At 75.7% G+C, this 24,771-nt stretch carries 18 protein-coding genes; 9 read left to right on the top strand and 9 right to left on the bottom strand.

Annotation, left to right across the window (positions count from 1 at the left end; translation table 11 throughout):
• Nucleotides 1-31 precede the first annotated feature (31 nt).
• Complete coding sequence (locus ACSNOB_RS07600; RefSeq protein ID WP_436685877.1) at nt 32-931, top strand: TIGR01777 family oxidoreductase; 900 nt, start codon at nt 32-34, stop codon at nt 929-931.
• Nucleotides 932-978: 47 nt separating this feature from the next.
• Here ACSNOB_RS07600 and ACSNOB_RS07605 read toward each other — a convergent pair whose 3' ends face one another.
• On the bottom strand, nt 979-2,193 hold the full coding sequence (locus tag ACSNOB_RS07605) for an extracellular catalytic domain type 1 short-chain-length polyhydroxyalkanoate depolymerase (RefSeq protein ID WP_436685878.1): 1,215 nt from the start codon (nt 2,191-2,193) through the stop codon (nt 979-981).
• A 163-nt stretch (nt 2,194-2,356) separates the two neighbouring features.
• On the opposite strand from ACSNOB_RS07605, the gene ACSNOB_RS07610 reads away from it, so the two are divergent.
• From ACSNOB_RS07610 to ACSNOB_RS07620, 3 genes are all read left to right on the top strand, one after another.
• Nucleotides 2,357-4,177, top strand: coding sequence for a DUF3488 domain-containing protein (locus tag ACSNOB_RS07610; RefSeq protein WP_436685879.1), 1,821 nt, complete (start codon nt 2,357-2,359; stop codon nt 4,175-4,177).
• A 67-nt stretch (nt 4,178-4,244) separates the two neighbouring features.
• Complete coding sequence (gene lipB / locus ACSNOB_RS07615) at nt 4,245-4,886, top strand: lipoyl(octanoyl) transferase LipB (protein WP_436685880.1); 642 nt, start codon at nt 4,245-4,247, stop codon at nt 4,884-4,886.
• A 9-nt stretch (nt 4,887-4,895) separates the two neighbouring features.
• Nucleotides 4,896-5,288, top strand: a complete 393-nt coding sequence (locus ACSNOB_RS07620) for a VOC family protein (RefSeq protein WP_436685881.1) — start codon at nt 4,896-4,898, stop codon at nt 5,286-5,288.
• 186 nt (nt 5,289-5,474) lie between these two features.
• Here ACSNOB_RS07620 and aspS read toward each other — a convergent pair whose 3' ends face one another.
• Nucleotides 5,475-6,761 (bottom strand): aspartate--tRNA(Asn) ligase, encoded by a 1,287-nt coding sequence (gene aspS / locus ACSNOB_RS07625; protein ID WP_436685882.1) that lies wholly within the window; start codon nt 6,759-6,761, stop codon nt 5,475-5,477.
• 387 nt (nt 6,762-7,148) lie between these two features.
• On the opposite strand from aspS, the gene lipA reads away from it, so the two are divergent.
• Nucleotides 7,149-8,198, top strand: a complete 1,050-nt coding sequence (gene lipA, locus ACSNOB_RS07630; RefSeq protein ID WP_393103261.1) for a lipoyl synthase — start codon at nt 7,149-7,151, stop codon at nt 8,196-8,198.
• A 41-nt stretch (nt 8,199-8,239) separates the two neighbouring features.
• On the opposite strand, the gene ACSNOB_RS07635 is transcribed toward lipA, so the two are convergent.
• Nucleotides 8,240-11,137 carry an ATP-binding protein gene (locus ACSNOB_RS07635; protein ID WP_436685883.1) on the bottom strand — a complete coding sequence of 966 codons (2,898 nt, stop codon included), beginning with the start codon at nt 11,135-11,137 and terminating at the stop codon, nt 8,240-8,242.
• A 266-nt stretch (nt 11,138-11,403) separates the two neighbouring features.
• Entirely contained in the window at nt 11,404-11,574 is a 171-nt protein-coding gene (locus tag ACSNOB_RS07640; protein ID WP_393103257.1) for a hypothetical protein, read from the bottom strand.
• A 201-nt stretch (nt 11,575-11,775) separates the two neighbouring features.
• On the opposite strand from ACSNOB_RS07640, the gene ACSNOB_RS07645 reads away from it, so the two are divergent.
• Complete coding sequence (locus ACSNOB_RS07645; protein WP_393103255.1) at nt 11,776-12,465, top strand: DUF4191 domain-containing protein; 690 nt, start codon at nt 11,776-11,778, stop codon at nt 12,463-12,465.
• 181 nt (nt 12,466-12,646) lie between these two features.
• Here ACSNOB_RS07645 and ACSNOB_RS07650 read toward each other — a convergent pair whose 3' ends face one another.
• A complete protein-coding gene (locus tag ACSNOB_RS07650) occupies nt 12,647-13,048 on the bottom strand; it encodes an RDD family protein (protein WP_393103253.1) in 402 nt (133 codons plus the stop codon).
• 260 nt (nt 13,049-13,308) lie between these two features.
• On the opposite strand from ACSNOB_RS07650, the gene glnA reads away from it, so the two are divergent.
• Complete coding sequence (gene glnA / locus ACSNOB_RS07655; RefSeq protein ID WP_393103251.1) at nt 13,309-14,733, top strand: type I glutamate--ammonia ligase; 1,425 nt, start codon at nt 13,309-13,311, stop codon at nt 14,731-14,733.
• A gap of 512 nt (nt 14,734-15,245) precedes the next feature.
• On the opposite strand, the gene mptB (ACSNOB_RS07660) is transcribed toward glnA, so the two are convergent.
• Nucleotides 15,246-16,742, bottom strand: a complete 1,497-nt coding sequence (gene mptB, locus ACSNOB_RS07660) for a polyprenol phosphomannose-dependent alpha 1,6 mannosyltransferase MptB (RefSeq protein WP_436685884.1) — start codon at nt 16,740-16,742, stop codon at nt 15,246-15,248.
• Between the two features lie 14 nt (nt 16,743-16,756).
• The gene (gene mptB / locus ACSNOB_RS07665; RefSeq protein WP_436685885.1) at nt 16,757-18,157 is read right to left on the bottom strand and encodes a polyprenol phosphomannose-dependent alpha 1,6 mannosyltransferase MptB; all 1,401 of its coding nucleotides are present in this window, start codon (nt 18,155-18,157) and stop codon (nt 16,757-16,759) included.
• 44 nt (nt 18,158-18,201) lie between these two features.
• On the opposite strand from mptB (ACSNOB_RS07665), the gene ACSNOB_RS07670 reads away from it, so the two are divergent.
• Both ACSNOB_RS07670 and ACSNOB_RS07675 read left to right on the top strand, forming a co-directional pair.
• Nucleotides 18,202-19,884: a hypothetical protein gene (locus ACSNOB_RS07670; RefSeq protein WP_436685886.1), complete on the top strand. Its 1,683-nt coding sequence runs from the start codon at nt 18,202-18,204 to the stop codon at nt 19,882-19,884.
• 139 nt (nt 19,885-20,023) lie between these two features.
• A complete protein-coding gene (locus ACSNOB_RS07675) occupies nt 20,024-20,728 on the top strand; it encodes a class I SAM-dependent methyltransferase (protein WP_436685887.1) in 705 nt (234 codons plus the stop codon).
• Nucleotides 20,729-20,791: 63 nt separating this feature from the next.
• Here ACSNOB_RS07675 and ACSNOB_RS07680 read toward each other — a convergent pair whose 3' ends face one another.
• Together ACSNOB_RS07680 and ACSNOB_RS07685 are read right to left on the bottom strand one after the other, a co-directional pair.
• Nucleotides 20,792-23,881, bottom strand: coding sequence for a bifunctional [glutamine synthetase] adenylyltransferase/[glutamine synthetase]-adenylyl-L-tyrosine phosphorylase (locus tag ACSNOB_RS07680; RefSeq protein WP_436685888.1), 3,090 nt, complete (start codon nt 23,879-23,881; stop codon nt 20,792-20,794).
• The gene (locus ACSNOB_RS07685) at nt 23,881-24,648 is read right to left on the bottom strand and encodes a type 1 glutamine amidotransferase (protein WP_436685889.1); all 768 of its coding nucleotides are present in this window, start codon (nt 24,646-24,648) and stop codon (nt 23,881-23,883) included. The genes ACSNOB_RS07680 and ACSNOB_RS07685 overlap by 1 nt, the downstream gene beginning before the upstream one ends.
• Nucleotides 24,649-24,771 lie beyond the last annotated feature (123 nt).

Raw genomic sequence — 24,771 nt, forward strand, 5'->3', positions numbered from 1 at the left:
CGGCCCGGGATCCGTATCCGAAGATATGGGCATGCGGATCCTCCTGGCCGGCGCGTCCGGCTTCCTCGGCACCCGGCTGGTCGACCGACTCGCGGCGGACGGGCACCAGGTCACCCGACTGGTCCGCCGGCCGCCGCGCACCCCCGAGGAGCGGCAGTGGAACCCGTCCGCCGCCCAGCTCGACCCGGCGGCGGTGGCGGAGGCGGACGCGGTGGTCAACCTGGCCGGCGCGGGCGTCGGCGACCGGCGGTGGAACGACCGGTACCGGCAGCTGATCCGGTCCAGCCGGGTCGACACCACCACCACGCTGGCGATCACCATCGCCGGGCTGCCCGCCGGCGACCGGCCGCGGGTGCTGCTCAACTCCTCGGCCGTCGGCTGGTACGGCAACACCGGCGACCGGACGGTCGAGGAGGACGCCCCGGCCGGCGACGGTTTCCTGGCCGACGTCTGCCGGGTCTGGGAGGCCGCGACCCGGCCGGCCGAGGACGCGGGCGTCCGCGTGGTGCGGCTGCGTACGGGGCTGCCGCTGCACCGCGACGGTGGGCTGCTCAAGCCGCAGCTGCTGCCGTTCCGGCTGGGGATCGCCGGCCGGCTCGGCAGCGGCCGGCAGTGGCTGCCGTGGATCGCGCTCGTCGACTGGCTGGACGCCGCGCTGTTCCTGCTGGCCCGCGACGACGTCGTCGGGCCGGTCAACGGGGTGGGGCCGGCCCCGGTGACCAACGCCGAGTTCACCCGCGAGCTGGCCCGGCAGCTACGCCGGCCGGCGATCGTCCCGGTCCCGGCGCTGGCGTTGAAGGTGGCGCTCGGCGGCTTCGCCCACGAGGCGTTGACGAGCACCCGGGTGCTTCCCGGCGTGCTCACCGGGGCCGGCTTCACCTTCCGCCACCCCGACCTGGCCGGGGCGCTGCGCGCCGCGCTGACGCAATGACGCGAGGGCCTCTCCCGTCGGGAGGGGCCCTCGCCGTGGGGGCGGGGTCAGCAGCCGACGACCCAGTAGTTCGGGCCGGTCTGCCTCAGGGTGCTGGTGTAGAAGGTGTTGTAGAGGCCCATCCGCTGGTTCGAGCCGTTGGCGTAGGCGTAGCCGCCGGACTGGTGGGCGCGCCCGGCGCCGACGTGCGCGTAGTTGCTGGCGGTCACGCAGGTCGGCGCGGTGGTCGGGCTCGCCGTCGGGGAGGCCGTGGGGCTCGCGGTCGCCGTCGGGGTCGGGGTGGTCCCGCCGTTCAGGCCGAAGAAGACCGCGTCGTGGTACGCGGAGCAGATGGTGTCCAGCATGTACGCCGCGGCCGTGCCGCACTGGTCGGCGGCCGAGCCGGGGTCGACCGGGGTGCCGTGGCCCATGCCGGAGACCCGGTAGACCCGCACGTCGTTATTGCCGTACACCTCGAGGCTGGTGTTGGCGGGCAGCGACGCGGTGCTGGTCGGGGTCTGCGAGACGCCCCGGACGTTGGTCCACTGGTCGCGCAGCTCGGTGGCGTTGGCCGGTACGACGGTGGAGTCCGAGGTGCCGTGCCAGATGGCGACCCGGGGGCGCGGGCCGGCGTGTCCGGGGTGGGCGGCCCGGACCAGGTCGCCCCACTCCTGCGGGCTCTTGTTCACCCCGCTGTACTGGCAGGTGCTGGTCGAGGCGGGCGGCGAGCAGCGGTACGGCAGGCCGGCGACGACCGAGCCGGCGGCGAAGACGTCCGGGTAGGTGGCGAGCATGACCGCGCTCATCCCTCCGCCGGCGGAGAGCCCGCTGACGAAGACCCGGCCCGGGTCGGTGCCGTAGTTGGTCCTGGCGTAGTCGACCATCTGCTTGATCGACAGGGCCTCGCCGGAGCCGCGGGTGATGTCCTGCTCGACGAACCAGTTGAAGCAGCTCAGCTGCTGGTTGGCGCTGGACTGCTGCGGCACGATCAGGGCGAACCGCCACTGGTCGGCGTACTTGCGCCAGCCGGAGTTGGCGAAGTAGCCGGAGGCGTTCTGGGTGCAGCCGTGCAGCAGCACGACCGCCGGGGCTCCGGCCGGCAGGTTGTCCGGCCGATACGCGTACATGGCGAGGTTGCCGGGATTCGAGCCGAAGCCGGTGACCTGGGTGAGGGTGGCGGCCTGGGCGGGGGCGGCGAGGGTCACCACCGCGGCGGCGACGGCGAGGACCAACCCGGCGACCGCGCCGGTCAGCCGGGTGAGCAGGGACGGGGAGCGACGCACGGGGGCCTCCTGGGGGACGGGCTGTGAACTGGGTCACCCGCGAATTGCCGCGACGTTACGTCGATGTGTCGATGATGTGACATGGGCCACGCTCACACATTCGCCCTCGGGAGGATGTGCGTCCTGACCGGCGTGTCCAGGTCCGGTTGGTAACGTCCGCTGCGTGCCGACCTCCCCGTCCGTGGCGCCCTCGCCGGCCTCGCCGCCCCGCGTCGTCCGCGACCGCCGGGCCGACCTGATCGTGGCGCTGGTCGCGCTGGCGCTCGCCGTCTGGGTGACCAGCGGGCTGTGGCGGGACCCGAACACCCGCGCCGTCACGGTCAACTCCAGCGACCAGGCGCTCTTCGAGTGGCTGCTGGCCTTCGGCGGCCACGCCGTGACCCACGGCGACAACCCGCTCTTCACCTACCTGGTCAACGTCCCCGACGGGGTGAACCTCGCGGTCAACACCTCGATCACCGTGTACGCGGTGGCCTTCGCCCCCCTGACGTACCTGATCGGGCCGCCGGCCACCTTCCTGGTGATCCTCACCCTCAACCTGGCCGCCACCGCGCTCGCCTGGTACTGGCTGCTCTCGCGGCACCTGGTCCGCAGCCCGCTCGCCGCCGCGGTCGGCGGGCTGTTCATCGGCTTCTCCCCCGGCATGGTCTCGCACGCCAACGCCCACCTGAACTGGACCGCGGGCTGGCTGGTGCCGCTGCTGGTCTGGCGGACGTTCGCGCTGCGCCGCTCCCGGCACCCGCTGCGCGACGGCGCGATCCTCGGCGCGCTCGTCGCCGTCGCCTTCTCCATCGCCGCCGAGGGGCTCTTCTTCACCGCGCTGGCGCTCGGCGTCTTCGTCGCCGCCTGGGCGCTGCACCCGGCCCACCGGACGCAGGCCCGGGCGGCGCTGCCGGCCTTCCTGCGCGGGCTCGCGGTGACCGCCGTGGTCGCCGGGGTGCTGCTGGCGTACCCGCTCTGGCTGCACTTCGCCGGCCCGCAGCGCTTCCACGGCACCGGCTTCGACGCGGTCATCCACTCCGAGGACGTGGTCGCGTACGGGGCGTACCCGCGCCGCTCGCTGGCCGGCGAGGCGGGGCTCGGCACCCGGCTGGCGCCGAACCCGACCGAGGAGAACTCGTTCTTCGGCCTCCCCCTGCTGCTGCTCGCCGCCGCCTGCTTCGTGGCGCTGTGGCGCCGGGCCGACGCGGGCCGCCGGGCGACGCTGTGGGCGCTGGGCGTGACCGCCGTGGTCTTCACCGTGCTCTCGTTCGGCCCCGAGGCCAAGGTCGACGGGCGGCGCACCGACCTGCCGATGCCGTTCGACCTGCTCGGGCACCTGCCGGTGGTGAACGCCGCCCTGCCCGCCCGGCTGGCGCTGGTGGTGGCGCCGGTGATCGGGGTGCTGCTCGCGTACGCCGTCGACCAGCTCCGCGCCGATCCGCCCCGGCACCGTTCGGCGGGGGGGGCCTGGTGGGCGGCGTTCGCGGTGGCGCTGCTGCCGCTGCTGCCGACCCCGCTGCTGACCGTCGAGCGCGAGCCCATCCCACGGTTCATCACCGCCGGCACCTGGCAGGACTACGTCTCCCCGGGCGGGGTGCTGACCCCGGTGCCGTTGACCCTCGACGTCTATCCCGACGGGCAGCGCTGGCAGGCGCACGCCCTGGCGCACCGGCAGGGCGAGTTCGCCATCCCGTCCGGCTTCTTCCTCGGCCCCGGCGGCCCCGACGGCCGGGGGCGGATCGGCCCGCCGCCGCGCCCGCTCGGCGCCCTCGTGGACCAGGCCGGGCGGACCGGGCTGGTGCCGATCATCACCGAGGGCAGCATCCAGGAGGTCCGTGCCGACCTGCGGCACTGGCGGATCGAGACGATCGTGCTGGCCGACGAGGTGCACGGGGCGAAGTGGCCGGTCGACGAGGAGGCGATCCGCCGCACCGTGACCGCGCTGCTCGGCCCGCCCGAGCGGGTCGACGACGTGTGGCTGTGGCGCGTCCCGCAGGGCTGACGCCCGGTCCGCGTGGTGAGCCGCGTCACCGCAGGTGACCGGCCGGTACGGGACTAGGCTTGGCGGCGTGACCACGACGACCTCCGGCCTCACGGCCGTCCGCGCCGGCGTCCTCGACTACCAGGCCGCCTGGGACGAGCAGCGTCGACTGCACGAGTCGGTGGTGGCCGGGGAGCGCGGCGACACCGTGCTGCTCCTGGAGCACCCGAGCGTCTACACCGCCGGCAAGCGCACCGAGCCGTGGGACCGGCCGATGGACGGCACCCCGGTCGTCGACGTGGACCGGGGCGGCAAGATCACCTGGCACGGTCCGGGGCAACTGGTGGGCTACCCGATCCTGCGGCTGCCCGACCCGGTGGACGTGGTCGCCTACGTCCGCCGCACCGAGCAGCTGCTGATCGACGTCTGCGCCGAGTTCGGGCTGGCCGCCGGCCGGGTCGAGGGACGCAGCGGGGTCTGGGTGCCGGAGGACGACCGGGGCCCGGCCCGCAAGGTCGCGGCCATCGGCATCCGGGTCGCCCGCGGGGTGACCCTGCACGGCTTCTCGATCAACTGCGACTGCGACCTGGGCTACTTCGACCGGATCGTGCCCTGCGGCATCCGCGACGCGGGCGTCACCTCGCTCACCGCCGAGCTGGGCCGCCCCGTCACCGTGGCCGACGTCCTGCCGGCGGTCGAGCGCCACCTGCCCACCCTCGTCGCGGCCTGACCGCCGGCCATGCGGATCGACCTCGTCACCGTCGTCGTCGCCGAGTACGACCCGGCCATCGAGTTCTTCACCGAGGTGCTCGGCTTCGACCTGGTCGAGGACTCGCCGTCGCTGACCAACGACGGCCGCCCGAAGCGCTGGGTCGTCGTCCGGCCGCCCGGCGCGCAGACCGGGCTGCTGCTGGCCCGCGCCGACGGCGAGCGGCAGGCGCAGGCGGTCGGCGACCAGGTGGCCGGCCGGGTCGGCTTCTTCCTCCGGGTCGACGACTTCGACGCCGTGCACCGCCGGATGGTGACGGCGGGCGTCGAGTTCGTGAAGCCCCCGCGCGCCGAGCCCTACGGCCGGGTCGCCGTCTTCCGCGACATCGCCGGCAACCTCTGGGACCTGCTCGGCCCGGCCTGAGTCGTCCACGACGTCAGTCGCAGAGCGCACACGCGCCCGCGGCCGCCGGGAGAGCCCGGCGAAGACGACAGGGGCGGCGAGTCGCGGCCACCGCGCGGGTGCCGACCGGCACGCTGTGGAGCTGACGTCGCGAACGACTCAGCTCCACAGCATCCACGGCTGGCACGTACCGACCGGCTCCCGGGGCTACGGGGTGAGCCGGTGCAGGTCGCGCGGGAAGGCGGTCACCTCCCGGACGTTGGCCGCGCCGGTCAGCCGGGCCACGAAGCGTTCCAGCCCGATGGCGAAACCGCCGTGCGGCGGCATGCCGTGCCGGAACGCGTCCACGTAGCCGGCGTACGGCTCGACGGGCTCGCCGCGGGCCGCGAGCGCCGCCAGGTAGTCGGCGTGCCGGTGCAGCCGCTGCCCGCCCGTCACCAGCTCCAGCCCCCGGAACAGCAGGTCGAACCCGTTCGAGTACGCGGGCCGCGCCGGGTCGGGGTGGGTGTAGAAGGGCCGCTTCGCCATCGGGTAGCCGGTGACGAAGAGGAACTCGGAGCCGTGCTCCCGCCGCGCCCACTCCCCCAGCGCCCGCTCGTGCGCCGGGGCGAGGTCCGGCTCGTCGGCCGGCGCGCCGGCGATCTTCAGCGCCTCCGTGAAGTGCACGGCGGGGATCTCCGCCGGCACCTCGGGGGCCTCGACGCCGAGCGTGGCCAGCGCCGCGCCGGCCCGCTCGCGCACCGCGCCGAGCATGCCGGCCAGGGTGTGCCGCAGCACCGCCATCACGTCCCGGTGGTCGGCGACGAAGCCGAATTCGGCGTCGAGCGAGGTGTACTGCGCCAGGTGCCGCACCGTGTCGTGCGGCTCGGCCCGGAACACCGGCCCGACCTCGTAGACCCGCTCGAAGACGCCGACCATGAGCTGCTTGTAGAACTGCGGCGACTGGGCCAGGTACGCGGGCCGGCCGAACCAGTCCAGCGCGAAGACGTTCGCCCCGCTCTCGGTGGACGAGCCGACCACCTTGGGGGTGTGGATCTCCACGAAGTCGCGGGCGTCGAGCGCGGCCCGGAAGCCGGCCACCGCCGCCGCCGAGACGCGCAGCGCCGCCGAGCGGGTCGGGTGGCGCAGCGCCACGGGCGCGTGGTCGAGCTGGGTGGGCAGGCTCGCGGTGAGCGCCGGCCGGTAGAGGTCGAACGGCGGGGGCACGGCGGGCGGGCCGAGCGGTCGTACGGTCGGCTCCGCGACCTCGACCCCGGCGGGCGCGGCCGGGTTCGCGACCACCGTGCCGGTGACCTCGACGACGGTCTCCTCGGTCAGTTTCTCCAGGTCGGCGCGGCCGGTTGGGTCGGCGACCACCACCTGGGCGAGGCCGCCGGAGTCCCGGACGATCAGGAACGCCACCGACTTGAGCAGCCGGCGGCGGTGCACCCAGCCGGCGATCCGGACGGTCCCGCCGACATGGGCGGAGAGCTGGTGGGAAAGGATGCGTTGCACGGCGGTTACCTCCTCGATCAATCGCAACGCGATCCCCGGGAGGTGTGGGCGAGCGGGAAACCTCGCGGTGCCACCACACCTTCGCCCCCGCGAGCGGGGGCCTCGTTCGTCGCCTTTTCACCGGGGCCAGCCGGGCGGGCTCTACTGGGCCGGGCGGCCGTCCGCGCAGTCGCGCGGCGCCGGTCACCCGCCGTTCTTCCCGCAGCTCGGGAGGGTCTTCGCGGTCCGGCGCCAGACCGCCTCGCAGCAACCGGCGGCTCTCTGGGCTGGCGAATCGGTCCGCTACTCGGCTCCGTCACAGCTCTGCCCGGCACGCTAGCACCCCGCCGGAGTCTCGTGTAACGCGATTTCCCTGGTCTCGGTGTTCGGCGTCACAACGCTTCCGGCGTGACGCCGGTCGCCCGCGGTACATCGACGGCGGCCGTCGGGCGTAGGCTCGGTTTCGTGACGATCGAGCACTCCGCGCCGACGACCGGCCAGGTAGCGCGCACCGCGACGCCCGCCCCCGAGGGGCGGCGGCTGCTCCGCATCGAGGCGCGCAACGCCGAGACGCCGATCGAGCGCAAGCCGCCGTGGATCAAGGTCAAGGCCAAGATGGGGCCGGAGTACACGCAACTGCGCGGACTCGTCTCGCGCGAGGGGCTGCACACCGTCTGCCAGGAGGCCGGCTGCCCCAACATCTACGAGTGTTGGGAGGACCGGGAGGCCACCTTCCTCATCGGCGGCGACCAGTGCACCCGGCGCTGCGACTTCTGCCAGATCGACACGGGCAAGCCGGCCGAGTTCGACGCGGACGAGCCGCGCCGGGTCGCCGAGTCCGTGGTCTCGATGGGCCTGCGCTACGCCACCATTACCGGCGTGGCCCGCGACGACCTGCCCGACGGCGGCGCCTGGCTCTACGCCGAGACCGTCCGGCAGATCCACGCCCTGCAGCCCGGCTGCGGCGTCGAGCTGCTGATCCCCGACTTCAACGCGGTCCCCGAGCAGCTCGCCGAGGTCTTCGGCGCCCGGCCGGAGGTGCTCGCGCACAACGTCGAGACCGTGCCGCGGATCTTCAAGCGGATCCGGCCGGCGTTCCGCTACGAGCGGTCGCTGGACGTGATCCGCCAGGCCCGCGCCGACGGGCTGGTCACGAAGTCCAACCTGATCCTGGGCATGGGCGAGGAGCGCGCCGAGGTCTCCCAGGCGCTGCGCGACCTGCACGAGGCCGGCTGCGAGCTGATCACCATCACGCAGTACCTGCGCCCCTCCCCCCGCCACCACCCGGTCACCCGCTGGGTCAAGCCGGAGGAGTTCGTCGAGCTGCGCGAGGAGGCCGAGGAGATCGGCTTCGCGGGTGTGATGAGCGGGCCGCTGGTGCGCTCGTCGTACCGCGCCGGGCGGCTCTACCAGCAGGCACTCCAGGCCCGCGAGGGCGCTGCGGTCACCGCGGGCTGACCCCGCCCCCCAGGCACCGTCCCACCGGCCCCCGCCGACGGTCAGCGGGGGGCGGTGGGTTCGCCGAGCAGGCCCAGGCGATGGGCCAGCGCGGCGGCCTCCACCCGGTTGCTCACGTCGAGCTTGGCGATGATCCGGGAGACGTGCACGCTGGCCGTCTTCGGCGAGATGAAGAGCTGCTCGGCGATCCGGCTGTTGCTGTGCCCCTCGGCGACCAGGCGCAGCACCTCCCGCTCGCGCGCGGTGAGCAGGTCCGCGCCGGGACGGCCCCGGGTGGCCCCGCGCAGCCCGACGCGGCGGGCCAGGGCGGCGGCCTGCTCCGCGAGCGGCGTCGCACCCAGCCGCCCGGCGATCGCGGCCGCCTCGCCCACCGCCGCCGCCACCTCGTCCCGCTCCCCCGCCCCGGCCGCCGCCTCGGCGAGCGCCAGCAGCGCCCGTCCGAGCGGGTACGGCTGCCCGTCCGCGCGCCACGCCGCGACCGCCGTTCGCCACCCCGCGAGCGCGTCGTCGCCGGCCGACAGGAGGGCGCCCACCTGGGCGGCGTGCGCCCGCTCGGCCGGGCAGCGGGTGGGCAGGCCGGCGGCGAGCGCGGACACCGCGGCGGCAAGCTCGGGGTCGCCGGCCCGGGCGGCCGTGCGGGCGGCGGCGCTGAGCACCGGCCAGCCCTCGCGGGGCAGCTGCGGCAGGCGCTCGTCGGCCAGCGCCGCGTGGGCCGCGCGGACGGCCTCGGCGCGGTCGTCGGCCGCCAGCGCCGCCTCGATCCGCAGCTCCCACAGGGGCAGCCGGTGGTTCGGCCACAGGAAGGGCCGGCCCAGGAAGGCGAGGGCCCGCCCCACCAGCTCGTCCGCGCCCGGGTGGGCCCGGGCCAGCCGCAGGTTGGCACGGAGCTGGAGCCAGTGCAGCCCCGAGACGCCCGGCGGGTCGATCCGGGCCGCCTCCGCGCACGCGGCGTCGGCCTCGTCCCACCGGCCCAGCGCGATCAGCGCCTCGGCCTGGTTCGACAGCAGGTACGCCCCGGTGGAGCGGCTGATGCCGACCCGCCGCGCCTCGCTCACCCCGGCGGCGGCCGCGTCCGCGGACTCGGCGTACCGGCCCAGTTCGAAGAGCACGTCGGAGAGGTGGACCAGCGCGCTCACCAGCGCCGGCGCGTTCCCGGCGGCACGGGCCCGGGCCTCCGCCCGGCGCAGCTCGGCCAGGCCGAGGTCGGGCGTGCGGTAGGCGCGGCAGAGCATCGCGATCCGGGTCGGCAGCAGCTCCAGGTCCTCGCCGAGCACCTCGGCCGCCGCCGTCGCCTCGGCCGCCAGCGCGCCCGCCTGCTCGGGGTCGATCCTGATCAGGTGCGCCGCGATGTCGGCGAGCAGCCGCACCCGCTCCGGCCCGTCCGCGACCCCCGAGGCCAGCCGGTACGCCTCCCGCAGTTCGGCCATGCCGTCGCTCTTGCCGAGCATGGCCAGCATCCGGCCGCGCCGGTCCAGCAGCCGCGCGGCGCGCAGCGGCTCGGCGTCGGTGTCCACCTCGGCCAGGGCGGCCCGGGTCAGGGTGAGCGCGCGCTGGTAGTCGCCGGCGGTGGTGGCCGCCGCGATGGTCTCCTCCAGCACCGCGAGGTGGTCCATCCCGAGCCGCTCGGCCGCGTCGGGCACCAGCTCCCACAGCTCCAGCACCCGCTCCAGCAGCCGGCTCTGTTCCGCGTACGCGTACCGGTCGGCGGCGGCGCAGGCGGCGGTGCGGGCGGTCACCAGGGCACGGGGGTGGTCGTGGGCGGCGTACCAGTGGTGGGCGATCTCGGCCGGGGCGCGACCGGCGACCACCAGGTGCGGTTGCGCCTCGATGGCCGCCGCGAAACGGGCGTGCAGCCGGGCGTGCTCGCCGGGCAGCAGCTCGTCGTGGACGGCCTCGCGGACCAGCGCGTGCCGGAACTCGTAGTCGCCCTCCGGGTCGGCCACCACGAGCTGGGCGGCGACGGCGGCGCGCAGCGCGTCCTCCAGCTCGGACTCGGGCAGCCCGGCCACCTCGGCGATGAGCTGGTGGGCGAAGCGGGTGCCGCCGGCGGCGGCGATACGCAGCACGCGCTGGGCCGGGTCGGGCAGCCGGTCCACCCGGGCCAGCAGCAGGTCGCGCAGCGTCTCGGGCAGCGCGGCGCAGCCGATCGGGTCGCCCGCGGCGGCCAGCTCCTCGATGAAGAACGGGTTGCCCTGGGTGCGCTGGTGGATGTCGTCGACCGCCCGGGCGAGCGGCTCGGCGCCGAGCAGGTCGGCCAGGATCGCGCCCGTGCCGTCCCGGTCGAGGCGGCCGAGTTCGACCCGTTCGACGCCGCGGGCCCGGTCCAGCTCGGCGAGGAAGGGCCGCAGCGGGTGCCCGCGGTGCAGCTCGTCGGTGCGGTAGGTGCAGACCAGCAGCAGCCGGGCCGTGCGGGCGGCCCGCACCAGGAAGGCGATGAGATCGCGGGTGGACCGGTCGGCCCAGTGCAGGTCCTCGATCAGCAGCACCAGGGGTTGCCCGGCGGCCAGCCGCTGGAACAACTCGGCGACCAGGTCGAACAGGTAGCCGCGCGGGGCGTCGGAGAGCGGCGCCGGGGCGGGCGCGGCGACGCCGACCGGCCCCCGGGCCAGCTCCGGCAGGAGGCGGGCGAACTCCGCCTCGTACCCGTCGAAGACGCCCGGGCCGTCGCGGCGCAGCACCGCGCGCAGCGCCGCGGCGAACGGCGCGAAGGGCAGGCCGGCCTCGCCGAGTTCGAGGCACTGGCCGACCAGCAGCCGGGCGCCGGCGTCGGTGGCCGACCGGCCGAACTCCTCCACCAGCCGGGTCTTGCCCACCCCGGCCTCGCCGCCGACCAGGACGGTGGTGGGCTCCCCGGCGCGGGCCCGGGCGAGGGCGTCACGCAGGGCCGCGAGTTCCGGCTGGCGGCCCACGAGGACGGTGCTGGCGGTGCGTGCGGTCACGGCACCGAGCATGCCACGCGCCGCGCCGCCGCCGATTCCGCTGCCCGGCCGGTCGGCGACGGACGGCCCGGCCACCGCCGGAGCGGGCTCACCGGCGGGCGCCGGCCGCGGCGCGCCGGCCCCCGCCGGCCCGGTGGCTGGCCTCGTCGCGATGACGGCGGCTGCCGGCGGCCCGGTGGTCGGTCTCGCCGCGACGGTGGCGGCCGCCGGCGGGACGGCGGCGGCCCCCGGCGGAACGCTGGCGTCCGCCGGGGGCTCGGAGGCGGTCACCGGCGGACGTCGCCGCTGTGGTCCGCATGGTGGCGCCGACTGAACCAGCTGCGCGTGGAGCGGCGTGGCAGGTCCCGGGCGAGCCGGTCCGCCGCGGCCTCGGCGCGCAGCTCGGCGGCGTGCGTACGGTGGAGCGAGAGGATGAAGTCTGCGTCGTTGCCGAACATGTCGGGCTCCCTGCGGGTCGTCGTCAGCTGTTTGTCGACTCTGACTCTCCGCGCGAAGGTGCCCCCCGGGCATGGGTACGCCGCCTGATCTTCGCCCGCCGTCCCTCCTTACTCCCGGCGTCCAGGGGCGGTACGGCGGCGTAAGGTACTCAGCCCGGCCGCGGGTGATCGCGGCGTGCGGCGACCACTAGACTCAGCGGCATGGCAAAGCCCCAGGAGAAGGTCTCGTTCGGCCAGCGGCTGAAGCAGATCGGGATGGTGTTCAAGTTCACCGCCAAGCAGGACAGGTGGTTCGCCCCGCTGGCCGCCGCCGCGGTGCTGATCCCGCTCGCGCTCACCGTGGTCGCGGTCCTGCTCTGGGGCTGGATCTGGCTGCCGCTGGGCATCCTGTTCGCCCTGCTCTGCCTGCTGGTCGTGCTCAACCTGCGCTCCAACCGGGCGATGATGAACGCGGCGGAGGGGCAGCCGGGCGCGGCGGCCCAGATCATGGAGAGCATGCGCGGTGACTGGCGGGTCACCCCGGCGGTCAGCTCCACCACGCAGATGGACATGGTCCACCTGGTCATCGGCCGGCCCGGCGTGATCCTGCTGGCGGAGGGCAACCCGCAGCGGGTGCGCGGCCTGCTCGGCCAGGAGAAGCGGCGGCTGGCCAAGGTCATCGGCTCGGCCCCGCTCTACGACTACGTGATCGGCCAGGACGAGGGCGAGCTGCCGATCCGCAAGCTGCGGATGACGCTGATGCGGCTGCCGCGCAACCTCAGCGGCAAGGACGTCAACTCGCTGGACAAGCGGCTCAAGGCGCTCACCGCGCGCCCGCAGATGCCCAAGGGCGCGATCCCGAAGAACATGCGGCCCCCGCGCGGCGCGTTCCGCCAGTCGCGCGGTCGCTGACCCACGCCGACGTACGCGGAAAGCCGGGCCCTGTCGGGCCCGGCTTTCGCACTTCCGCGCCCTATCCGCCGCCCCGCCCCTCGGCGATCTTGCAGTTTCGCCCCCCACCTTCGCGGCTTGTGCCCGTTCCGGCGGGCAGGAGGTGCAAGATCGCGGAAGGCGGGCGGCGCGGGCCGGCGGGTCAGGGACGGGGGGCGGTGGTGATGACGGAGCCCGCCAGGCGGTCGTGCAGGCCGCGGCGGTGGTTGTCCATCAGCAGGGCCGGCACGACGAGGGCGAGCAGGAGGCCGCGCAGCAGCGCCCGGACCAGGCCGATGCGACCGCCGTGGGCCCACGCGACGCAGCGGATCTTCGTGATGAACATGCCCGGCGTCTGGGCGAACAGCCCGAGGAAGAAGCCGTACTCCAGGATCAGCACCAGCACGGGCGCCCAGCCGTCGCGGACCGGGTCGGCGAAGCCCCGGGCGACCAGGAGGCAGAGCACCCAGTCGATCACCAGCGCGCCGAACCGGCGGCCCAGGCTGGGCGGGGTGAAGGCGGGGTCGGACGCGGGCGGCACGGGCCGGTCATGCGGGTTGGTCACAACGGTCAAGGGTATCCAGGGCGTACGGGGGAATCGGGGGCGGCCGCGGCACCGGGACGCAAAAACGGACCAAAGCGAGCAAGTGTCACTACACTGGCACAGCCGATGGCGTTCCGCCGCCCGATCGCCCCGCCCGAGCGGCGCGGATGACGCTCCGCGAGGGACGTAACACGGCAGAAACACTCAAGACATGGCCGGGCAACCGCGCCGCCATAGCGTCGCCAAGAGCCTAGCCACCCGTGGACGTGCCAGGAGGACGTGTGTTCGCCAATCCCGAGGAACTCCTGCGATACCTCAAGAACGAGGACGTGAAGTTCGTCGACGTACGTTTCTGTGACCTGCCCGGCGTGATGCAGCACTTCAACCTGCCGGTCGAGTCGGTCGACGACGAATTCTTCACCGAGGGCCTGGCCTTCGACGGCTCGTCGATCCGCGGTTTCCAGGCGATCCACGAGTCGGACATGCTCCTGCTCCCGGACGTCGCCACCGCCTTCATCGACCCCTTCCGGGCCCAGAAGACCCTCGCGCTCAACTTCTTCATCCACGACCCGTTCACCCGCGAGGCCTACAGCCGGGACCCGCGCAACGTGGCGAAGAAGGCCGAGGCGTACCTGGCGGCCAGCGGCATCGCCGACACCGCCTACTTCGGCGCGGAGGCGGAGTTCTACATCTTCGACTCCATCCGCCACGAGACCTCGGCGCACCAGTCGTTCTACTACATCGACTCGATCGAGGGCGCCTGGAACACCGGCCGCGAGGAGCCGGGCGGCAACCGCGGCTACAAGACCGCCTACAAGGGCGGCTACTTCCCGGTGCCGCCGGTGGACCACTACGCCGACCTGCGCGACAGCATCGTGCGCCGGCTGGTCGACACCGGGTTCACCGTGGAGCGCTCGCACCACGAGGTGGGCACCGCCGGCCAGTCCGAGATCAACTACCGGTTCTCCACCCTGCTGCACGCGGCCGACCAGCTCCAGCTCTTCAAGTACATCGTGAAGAACGAGACCTGGGCCAACGGCAAGACCGCGACCTTCATGCCGAAGCCGCTCTTCGGCGACAACGGCTCCGGCATGCACACCCACCAGAGCCTCTGGCTGAACGGCGAGCCGCTGTTCTACGACGAGACCGGCTACGCCGGCCTGTCGGACACCGCCCGCTGGTACATCGGCGGCCTGCTGCACCACGCTCCGTCCCTGCTGGCCTTCACCAACCCGACGGTCAACTCGTACCGCCGGCTGGTGCCGGGCTTCGAGGCGCCGGTCAACCTGGTCTACTCGCAGCGCAACCGCTCCGCCTGCACCCGCATCCCGGTGACCGGCAGCAACCCGAAGGCCAAGCGGGTCGAGTTCCGCGTGCCGGACCCGTCGGCGAACGTCTACCTGGCGTTCTCGGCGATGTTGATGGCCGGCCTGGACGGCATCAAGAGCAAGATCGAGCCGCCGGCGCCGATCGACAAGGACCTGTACGACCTGCCGCCGGAGGAGTGGGGCGACGTCAAGCAGGTGCCGGGTTCGCTGTCGGCGGTGCTCGACTCGCTGGAGGCCGACCACGACTACCTGCTCGACGGCGGGGTCTTCACGCCCGACCTGATCTCGACCTGGATCGAGTGGAAGCGGACCAACGAGGTCGACCCGGTGCGCCTGCGCCCGACCCCGCACGAGTTCGCCATGTACTTCGACTGCTGACGCACCAGAAGCTCACAGCAGGAAGGCCCCGGGTCCACCCGGGGCCTTCCTGCTTGCCGACAACCGATCGCCACCGCCCACAGCGGGTTGTCCACTGGTTCCGGCGAGGCGTCGGCAGGGCGGAGACACCGTCGGCGGAGGATCCACCCGCGGGACGCTGTCGAGCTGATGTCGCAGACGATTCACCGCCTTCTGGTGCCACAGCGGCCCAGACACCGCCTGATGACACAGACGACTCAGCTCGACAGCGCCATACGACCAGTTCGGCCACCGGCTGCCGCGGGCGTACCCGGCCGAGTACCGCCGGGCGCGCGGCGCCGAGATCGTCGGCACGGGCGAGGGGCCCGCCCGGTCGGATCCGGCGGCCGCTGCCCGTCCTGCGGGGCGGCCCGCTGCCCGCCGCCCGCGTGTAGATCCTGGCTGGAAACGGCCCCTCCAGGGGCGTTTCCGTGCCAAGATCTCGCCGCGCCGATCCGAGCGCGGCGAAAGGCTCGGGCGGCTCGGGGAGCGCGTCAGTCGGGGTGCGCGGCGTGCGGCCGGCGCCACCGGAGCAGGGCCCACACCGCCAGTCCGACGACCAGCGCCGTCATCGCCAGCGCGCCCGGGGCCTTGGCGAACCGGGCCAGGTTGGTGCCGTCGGGCAGGGTCAGGAAGGCCGCCGCCGCGCAGGGCGCCACGAACCAGGCGGTCCGCGTCGCGGCGACCGCGAGCAGGGCCAGCGGCCAGGTGGCGTACCAGGGATGGAAGACCGGGGCCAGGGCGACCGTGGCGGCCAGCGCCAGGCCCGCGCCGAGCAGGGCCTCCCGGGGCCGGGCGGCCTCCAGGCGGGCCACCCGCCGCCGGACGTCGTTGAGTCGGCGCAGCGCCGACCAGGCCCGCCACCACAGCGCCGCCACCAGCACGGCGAGCAGCAGCAGCGCCGCCGCGCGGGTCACCGGCACCGCGCCCGGCTCCCGCCCGACGAGCCCACCCGCGTAGTCGATCACGAAGCCCACCGCCGTCGGCGGCGACGTCCACTGCTCGGAGTCTCCGCTGCGGACCAGCCCGCCCACCCAGCCGAGCCCGAGCCCCGACAGCAGCGAGGTGCCCGCCACCGCGCCGAGCACCCCGGCGGCCAGCCAGCCGGCGTCGCGCAGCAGCGCCCGTACGGTGTAGCGGCCCAGCACCGCGGCCAGCGCCGCGAAGGGGAGCACCACCAGCGCGGTCGCCTTCACCGTCACCGCCAGCCCGAGCAGCGCCCCGGCCACCAGCAGCGGTCGCGGTTTGCCAGGTCGGCGCACCAGCACCAGCAGTCCCAGCGTCAACAGGCCGAGCATCACCGCGTCGTTGTGCGCGCCGGCCACCAGGTGCACCCCCACCAGCGGGCAGGCCAACACCAGCCAGGCCGCCCGGCGGGTCGACACCCCGGCGGCCCGGGACAGCCCGACCAGGCATCCGGCGGCCAGCAGCACCCCGGCGACGGCGGCCAGCCGGAGCAGCGCGACCGCGCCCACCAGGCCACCGCCGAGGGTCACCGCGAGCCCGGCGAGCAGCACGAAGAACGGCCCGTACGGGGCGGGCGTGTCCCGCCAGATCGGCGCGACCGACTCCACCCAGGGGCAGCCGGCCCCGGCCACCCCGGTCGCGTACGGGTCGGCGCCGTGCGCGTACGCCCAGCCCTGGCAGGCGTACGAGTAGACGTCCCGGCTGCCCTGCGGCGCGGTGACCAGCAGCGGCAGCGCCCACAGCCCGGCGGTCAGGTACGCCCACCGCGTCGACGGCGCGCCCCGGCGCAACGCCCACCAGGCGCCCACCATCAGCCCGGTGCCCGCCAGCCAGAGCGCGACGGTCCACGGCTCGTCGGCGGGGCGAGCGCCGCGCGCCGCAGCGGCCCCGGGCAGCGCGCCACCGAGCCAGCCGGCGACGCCCAGCAGCACCGCCCCGGCCAGGCCGGCGTACCGGGCGAGCCGGGCGTCACCGGGCGTCGGCGGGGCGCCGGGCGGGGGCGGCGGGGAGCCGGGAGCGGTCACCGGCGTGCCTCTCCTCAGTCCACGGCGGCCGGCCGGCGGGCCGCCCGAGCCGACCGTACCAAGCGGACGGCCACCACGATCACCAACAGCGTCATCAGCGGCGCACCGACCGTCTTGCTGTACCGGGCCAGCCCGGTGCCGTCCGGCAGGACCAGGAACGCCGAGCCGATCGCGACGACCGCGAACCAGCCGGTGCGCCGCGACGTGGCCGCGAGCACGGCCAGCGGCCAGGTCCAGTACCAGGGGTGGAACAGCGGGGCGAGCGCGACCGTGGCGGCCAGCGCCAGGCCGGCGTGCCACAGCGGCTCCCGGTTGCGGGCCCGCCACCACAGCCAGACCAGCACCAGCGCGAGCGCGGCCATCCCGATGCCCCGGGTGGCCGGCAGCGGGTCGCCGTGCCAGCCGAACGGCGCGGCGAGGTAGCCCACGGTCTGCCCCACCGCCGTCGAGGGCGACGTCCAGGCGATGACCAGGCCGCCCTGCTCCAGCCCCGTGACCCACCCGAAGCCGAGCCCGGCGGCGAGGGTGACCCCGACCACGGCCGCGAGCGCCCCGCCGGCCACCCACCCGCCGTCGCGCAGCAGCGCCCTGATCGAGTACGCCCCGACGATCGCGGCGAGCGCGGCGAAGGGCACCACGACCAGCGCGGTCACCTTGACCCCGCCGGCCAGGCCGAGCAGCACTCCCCCGGCGAGCAGCGGGCCGGGGCGCCCCGGCCGGGCGGCCACCACCGCCAGCCCGGCGACGAGCAGCCCCACCATCAGGGCGTCGTTGTGCGCGCCCGAGATCAGGTGTACCCCGATCAGCGGCGAGCCCAGCGCCAGCCAGACCGCCCGGCCGGCCGGCACGCCACAACGCCGGGCCAGCGCCGGCAGGCAGGCCGCGGTCAGCCCCACCCCGACCACCGCGAGCAGCCGGAACAGCACGATGCTGCCGTAGAGCGATCCGGTGGCCTCGACCACCGCCCCGGCGAGCAGCACGAACAGCGGCCCGTAGGGGGCCGAGGTGTCCCGCCAGATGTAGGAGATGGTGTCCAGCCACGGGCACGGCAGCGCCGAGACGCCCTGCTCGTACGGGTTGATCCCGGCGGCGTAGCTGGCGCCCTGGCAGGCGTACGCGTAGACGTCCCGGCTGCCCAGCGGCGGCGCGACCAGGAACGGCAGCAGCCAGAGTCCGACGGTGACCAGGGCCCAGCGGGTCGAGGGCACCCGGCCGCGCAGCGCCCACCAGGCGTACGCCAGCAGTCCGGTGCCGACCGCCCAGGCGGCGATGATCAGCGGGCCGTGCGGGCCCTGCCAGACGCTGACCGGAGTGGGGCGCAGGTCGCCGTCGGGCAGCGCTCCGCCGAGGAACGCGGCGACGGCGAGCAGCGTCGAGCCGGCCAGGCCGGTCCAGCGCGCGAGGTGGTGAGGCACGCCGGACATGCTGCCAGTACGGTGGTCGCGGTACGGAGGTGGGCATGCGGCGCAGTCGGGTGGTGGCGGTGGCCGCCGCGTCCGCCGTGCTGGCCGGGGTGGCGTGTCTCGCCCTCCCGCCGACCGGTTCCGACCTCGCCGCACAGGTCGCCCGGGCCGACTTCTTCGCCGCCCACGGTCTCGCCCCGGTCGACCTGCGCTGGTACGGCGGGGTCCAGCAGTTCGGCTACAGTCTGGTCTCGCAGCCGGTGATGGCGCTGCTCGGGGTGCGGGTCACCGGGGTGCTGGCGCTGGTGGCGGCGGCGACGGCGTTCGCCGCGCTGCTGGTGCGCACCGGGGTGCCCCGCCCGCTGCTCGGCAGCCTGGTCGGGGTGGTCACGATCGCCGGCAACCTGGTCTCGGGCCGGGTGACGTACGGCCTCGGGGTGGCCTTCGGTCTCGGCGCGTTGCTCGCGCTCACCCTGCCCCGCGTCCCGGCCGCGCGGGCCAGCTCCGGCCCGGACCGGCCGGCGCGGCGACGGCAGCTCGCGCGGCTCGGGCTGGCGGCCGGCGGGGCGCTGCTGGCCTCGGCGACGAGCCCCGTGGCGGGCCTCTTCGTCGGCCTGGCCGGCGCGGCGCTGCTGCTGACCCGCCGGTACGCCGACGGCCTGGCGCTCGGTGTCGCCGCCGCGCTGCCACTCGGGGTGACCGCGCTGCTCTTCGGCGACGGCGGCTGGATGAACATCAGCCGCACCGACACGCTGCGCGCCGCGCTGACCAGCCTCCTGGTCGCCGCGCTGGTGGCCTACCGGCCGGTGCGGGTGGGCGCGCTGCTCTCGGCGGTCGGGGTGCTGGCGGCGGCGCTGGTGCACACCCCGGTCGGGCTGAACGCCACCCGGCTGGCCGTCATGTTCGCCCTGCCGCTGCTGGCGGCCGCCGCCCGCCCCCCGGCCCGGCTGACGGCGTGGCTGGCCCGCGGCGGCCACCGCCCCGGGCCGGCGCGGACGGGCCGGCTGGTCGACGGCGGGCGGGCCGGGGCGCGCGGGCCCGCCCGGTTCCGGGGCGGCGTCGCGCTGGCCGCGCTGCTGGCGGCCGGCTGCTGGTGGCAGCCGCCGGTGCCCCCCGCCGACCTGCGCAGCGTCGACGACCCGACCGCCCGGGCGGCCTACTTCGCGCCGCTGCGGGAGTTCCTCGACGCTCAGCGGCTCACCGGCCGGGTGGAGATCCCGCCGACCCGCAACTACTGGGAGGCCGCCTCGCTGGGCGAGGTGCCGCTGGCCCGGGGCTGGCTGCGCCAGGCCGACATCGAGCGCAACCCGCTCTTCTTCACCACCGTGCCGGGCGCGGCCGGCACGGGGGTGCCGCTGACCGCCGCGAGCTACCGGGACTGGCTGGAGACGAACGCGGTGCAGTTCGTCGCGGTGCCGGACGCTCCGCTGTCCTGGGTGGGGCGGGCCGAGGCGGCGCTCGTCACGAGCGGGCTGCCGTACCTGACGCCCGTCTGGGCCGGCCCGCACTGGCGGGTCTGGGCGGTCGCCGACCCGACCCCGATCGTCGGCGAACCGGGCGAGATCGTGGCGCAGGACGGCGCGTCGCTGATCTTCCGGACGCCGTCGGCCGGCACGGTGCCGGTCCGGGTGCGGCACAGCCGCTGGCTCACCGCCTCGGGCGGCGCCACGGTCGCCGCCGACGGCGACGGGACGGCGGTGACGGTGCCGCGCGCCGGGACGTACCGGCTCGGCAGCTGACCCGAACGGCCCGTCGTTTTGCCGATCCGGCAACGTTACTTGCCGTCCACCGCCGGCGGCGCGCACGATCCGGTCAGGGCGGGTCGACCGACCGCCCCCGGCGGGACCACCCCGCCGCGGCGCACCAGGAGGACGAGACGTGCACCAGGACGCAACGACCGGTGACCCCCGGCACGAGGACGCGGCGACGAGCGTGGCCGGCGAGCGGCGGCACCGGGACGTGGACGAGGAGACCGCGCGGTACTGGGAGGAGCTCTACCAGAAGCGCGACAGGTACTGGAGCGGGCGGGCGAACCCCGTCCTGGTCGACGTCGTCGGGTCGCTGCCGGCCGGCACCGTGCTCGACCTCGGCTGCGGCGAGGGCGGCGACGCGATCTGGTTGGCCGGGCGGGGCTGGCGGGTGACGGCCGTCGACGTCGCGCAGACCGCCCTGGACCGGGCGTCGGCGGCGGCCGCCACGGCGGGGGTGGCCGCCGGCATCGAGTTCCGCCGGCACGACCTCACCCGGACCTTCCCGCCGGGCGAGTTCGACCTGGTGTCCGCGCAGTTCCTCCAGTCGCCGCTGGAGTTCCCCCGGGCCGAGGTGCTGCGGTCGGCGGCCCGGGCCGTGGCCCCCGGCGGGCGGCTGCTCGTCGTCGAACACGGCGAGGTCCCGCCGTGGGGACGCCACGCCCACCCGGACGTGCGTTTCCCCACCCCCCAGGAGACCCTCGCCGAACTCGACCTCGACCCGGACCGGTGGGTCACCGAGCGGCTCGACGCCCCGCGCCGGCAGGCCACCGGCCCGGACGGCCACGTCGGCACCCTGGTCGACCACGTGGTGCTGGTCCGCCGCCGGCCCTGACGTGCGGCGTCGCCCGGGCGGCCGGGCGGGGAGGCCGCCCGGCCGGCAGGCGCGCCGGCCGCCTCAGGAGTCCAGGACGCGTTCCATCGCCGTCCGGGAGCGGCGGCCGGTGCGCAGGTACTCGTCGAGGAACTCCCCCGGGTCGTCCCGGCCGAGCAGCCGGACCACCCCGGCCAGCTCGACGCCGTGCCGGGGCAGTTGGTCCCCCGCCCGGCCGCGGACCAGCATCAGCGCGTTGCGGACCTGCGCGGCCAGGGTCCAGCCGGCCGCCATCTCGGCGGCGTCCGTCGGGTCCACCAGGCCCGCGTCCCGGGCCGCCGCGAGGGCGTCGAGCGTACGCGTGCCGCGCAGCGCCGGGATCGTGCCGCCGTGCCGGAGCTGGAGCAGCTGCACCGCCCACTCGACGTCGGCGAGGCCGCCCCGCCCGAGCTTGGTGTGGGTGGCCGGGTCCGCGCCCCGGGGCAGCCGCTCGTGCTCCACCCGCGCCTTGATCCGGCGGATCTCCACCACCTGCTCGCGGGTCAGCCCGTCGGCCGGGTAGCGGACCGGGTCGACCATCGCCTCGAACTCCGCGCCGAGGTCGGCGTCGCCGCAGACGAACCGGGCGCGCAGCAGCGCCTGCGCCTCCCACACCTTCGACCAGCGGGCGTAGTACTGCGCGTACGCGGCGAGGCTGCGCACGAGCGGCCCCTGCCGGCCCTCCGGGCGCAGGTCGGCGTCCACGCCCAGCGGCGGGTCGGGCGCGGGCATGCCGAGCAGCCGGCGCAGCTCCTCGGCGATCGCGTGGGCGGCGGCGCTGGCCGCGCCCTCGCCGGCGCCGGCCGGCGGGTCGTAGACGAAGAGCACGTCGGCGTCGGAGAGGTAGTTCGACTCGTACCCGCCGAGGCGGCCCATGCCGATCACGGCGAAGCGCAGCCCCGGCAGGGACGGCTGGGCCGACCGGGCGGCCCGCAGCGCGGCGGCCAGGGTGGCGTCGGTGACGTCGGCCAGCGCGGCACCGACGGCGGTCACGTCGGCGAGGCCGAGCGCGGCCCGTCCGCCGCCGTCCGAACGGGGCGGCGCCGGGGCGAGGGAGCCGGCCCGGCTCAGCAGGTCGGCGCAGGCGATCCGGACCAGTTCCCGGCGGCGCAGCGCGCGGATCGCCCGGGTGGCCTCGACGGGGTCGGCGTGCCGGGACGCCGCGGCGGCGAAGCCCTCGCAGAGGACCTCCCTCGGCCGGGGCGTCAGCTCGCTCTCCTCGGCCAGCAGCCGCAGCGCCTCCGGCTCGCGGGCCAGCAGGTCGGCGGCGTACCGGGAGGAGGAGAGCACCCGGGCCAACCGGCGGGCCACCGGCCCGGAGTCGCGCAGCAGGCGCAGATACCAGGGCGTGCTGCCGAGCTTGTCGGAGACCTGCCGGTAGTTGAGCAGGCCCCGGTCCGGCTCGGGGGCGTCGGCGAACTCGCTGAGCAGCACCGGCAGCAGGGTGCGCTGGATGGCGGCGGTGCGGCTCACCCCGCCGGTGAGGGCCTGGAGGTGACGCAGCGCGCCCGCGGGGTCGCCGAAGCCGAGGATCTCCAGCCGGTGCCGGGCCGCCTCCGGGGTCAGCCGCAGCCCGTCGGCCGGCACCCGGGCCACCGACTCCAGCAGCGGCCGGTAGAGCAGTTTGGCGTGCAGCCGGCGTACCTCCGCGGCGTGGGTGACCCACTCGGCGCGGAACTCCTCGACGGCGCTGCGGCCCGGCGTGGCCGCGTAGCCCAGCGCGGCGGCCAGCCAGCGCAGCGCCGCCGGCTCCGTCGGCACGGTGTGGGTGCGGCGCAGCCCCTGGAGCTGGAGGCGGTGCTCGACGCCGCGCAGGAAGCGGTAGCCGCGCAGCAGCGCCTCGCCGTCGGCCCGGCCGACGTAGCCACCGGCGACCAGCGCGCGCAGCGCCGGGATGGTGCCGGGCACCCGCAGCGACTCGTCGCCCCGCCCGTGCACCAGTTGCAGCAGCTGCACGGCGAACTCGATGTCGCGCAGCCCGCCCGGGCCGCGCTTGATCTCGCGCTCCAGCTCCTTCGGCGGGATGTTGTCGATGATCTTCCGCCGCATGGCGCGGACGTCCTCGACCGCCTCGGGGCGCTCGGCGGCCCGCCACACCAGCGGGGCGAGCTGGTCGATCCACTCCCGGCCCAGCGCGAGGTCGCCGGCCGCCGGCCGGGCCTTGAGCAGCGCCTGGAACTCCCAGGTGCGCGCCCAGCGACGGTAGTAGGCGAGGTGGCTGGCCAGCGTCCGCACCAGCGGGCCCCGGCTGCCCTCGGGCCGCAGGGCGGCGTCGACCGGCCAGGCGACCAGGCCGCAGACGTGGATCAGCCGGGTGGCGACCGTGGTGGCGGCGGCGAGGTCGTCGTCCTCGGCGGCCACGAAGATCACGTCCACGTCGGAGACGTAGTTCAGCTCGTCGCCGCCGCACTTACCCATCGCCACGACGGCGAGCCGGGGCCGGGGCGTACCCGCCGGCAGTTCGCCGACCGCGATCTCGTACGCCGCCGCCAGGGTCGCGTCGGCCAGCGCGGAGAGCGCGGCCATGGTCTGCTCCAGGCCCCGGCCGCCGGTCAGGTCGGCCGCCGCGATCCGCAGCAGCGCCAGCCGGTACGCCCTGCGCAGCACCGCGACCGGCTGCCCGTCGCCGGACAGGTCGAGCCGCCCCTCGGCGGTCGGGGCGAGCCCGTCCGGGGCGGTCCGCAGCGCCGGCCACTGGTCGGGGTTGGCGACCAGGTGGTCGCCGAGCGCCGAGGAGGCGCCGAGGACGGCGATCAGCCGGCGGCGCAGCCCCGGGTCGTCGGCGAGCGCGGCCAGCAGCGCCGACGCCGGGTGTTCCGGGGCGGCGTCGGCGGGCGTCGGCGGGCGAGCGGCAGCACCGGCTGCCCCGGCCGGCACGCGGCCGCTCGCGGCGGCCCGGCGTTCGGCCTCGACGATGCGGTGCAGCTGGCGCAGCGCCAGATGCGGGTCGGCGGCGCGGGAAAGCGCGGCGAGCAGCTCCGCCGCGCGGTCGTCGGTCGGCTCCTGCGCGTCCGGTCGCCACAGCCCCAGCCCGTCCGGGCCGAGCAGGTCGGCGGCGCGGGTGACGCCGTCCCCACCCTCGGTGCCGAACCCGTAGCGGGCGAGCCGGCCGGCGGCCCTGGTCGGCCGGCTCATCACTGCCCGAGCAGCGGCAGGCTGCGGCGGGGCGCGTCGGCGTCCAGCTCGCCGAGGGCCAGCGCGGCGAACCGGGCGGCGAACGGCTGCCAGACCTCCTCCACGTCGGCCATCACCGCGTGACAGGCCGCCACCACCAGGTCCGGGTCGTAGCCCAACTCGGCCAGCACCGTCGAGCCGGTGGCCCAGTCGGCGATCATCGCGGTGTCGCACTCGATGTGGAACTGGAGCCCCCAGGCCCGGTCGCCGAGGCGGAACGCCTGGTGCGGGTAGCGGGTGGAGGCGGCCAGCAGGGTGGCGCCCCGGGGCAGCTCGGTGATCTCGTCGGAGTGCCACTGGAGCACGTCGGGGATCAGCGGGACGTAGCGGAACAGCGGGTCGGCGTCGGCGGCGTCCCGCTTGCCGACCACGCCGGGCCCGACCTCCGGCCCGGACGCGCTGCGCTCGACCTGGCCGGCGTGCGCGGTGGCCAGCAGCTGCGCGCCCAGGCAGATACCCAGGGTGGGCACCCGGTGCCGGACGGCCTTGCGCAGCAGCCCCTCGACGGCGGGGAACCAGGGCGCGCCGGGCGAGCCGTCGGCCAGCGGGTACGCCTGCTGCTCGCCGCCGAGCACCACCAGCGCGGCGTATCCCTCCAGGTCGGCCGGAAGCTCGTCGCCGGCGTGCGCGCGCACCACCCACAGGTCGAGACCGGCCTCGGTCAGCCACTCGCCGAGCCGGCGGACGTCGTCGGTCGGGTCGTTCTCGATCACCAACGCGGTAGCCACGACGTCGAGGCTAGCCGGTGAGCGCGGCGGCCCCCGGTGCGCCTCCACCGGACGCGGCGGCGACCCCGTCGGCCGACCGGTTCCGGCGCACGCCGGGACGGCCGGGCGGGCGGCACCCGACGG

This window comes from Micromonospora sp. URMC 106, from assembly GCF_051386395.1.
In the GTDB taxonomy this organism is placed as follows: domain Bacteria; phylum Actinomycetota; class Actinomycetes; order Mycobacteriales; family Micromonosporaceae; genus Micromonospora.

Coding starts and splice junctions, on each gene's coding strand:
- ACSNOB_RS07600 (WP_436685877.1), top strand. CDS start 32: ATGCGGATCCTCCTGGCCGGCGCGTCCGGCTTCCTCGGCACCCGGCTG.
- ACSNOB_RS07620 (WP_436685881.1), top strand. CDS start 4,896: ATGCGGATCGACCTCGTCACCGTCGTCGTCGCCGAGTACGACCCGGCC.
- ACSNOB_RS07640 (WP_393103257.1), bottom strand. CDS start 11,574: ATGTTCGGCAACGACGCAGACTTCATCCTCTCGCTCCACCGTACGCAC.
- ACSNOB_RS07645 (WP_393103255.1), top strand. CDS start 11,776: ATGGCAAAGCCCCAGGAGAAGGTCTCGTTCGGCCAGCGGCTGAAGCAG.
- ACSNOB_RS07670 (WP_436685886.1), top strand. CDS start 18,202: ATGCGGCGCAGTCGGGTGGTGGCGGTGGCCGCCGCGTCCGCCGTGCTG.
- ACSNOB_RS07680 (WP_436685888.1), bottom strand. CDS start 23,881: ATGAGCCGGCCGACCAGGGCCGCCGGCCGGCTCGCCCGCTACGGGTTC.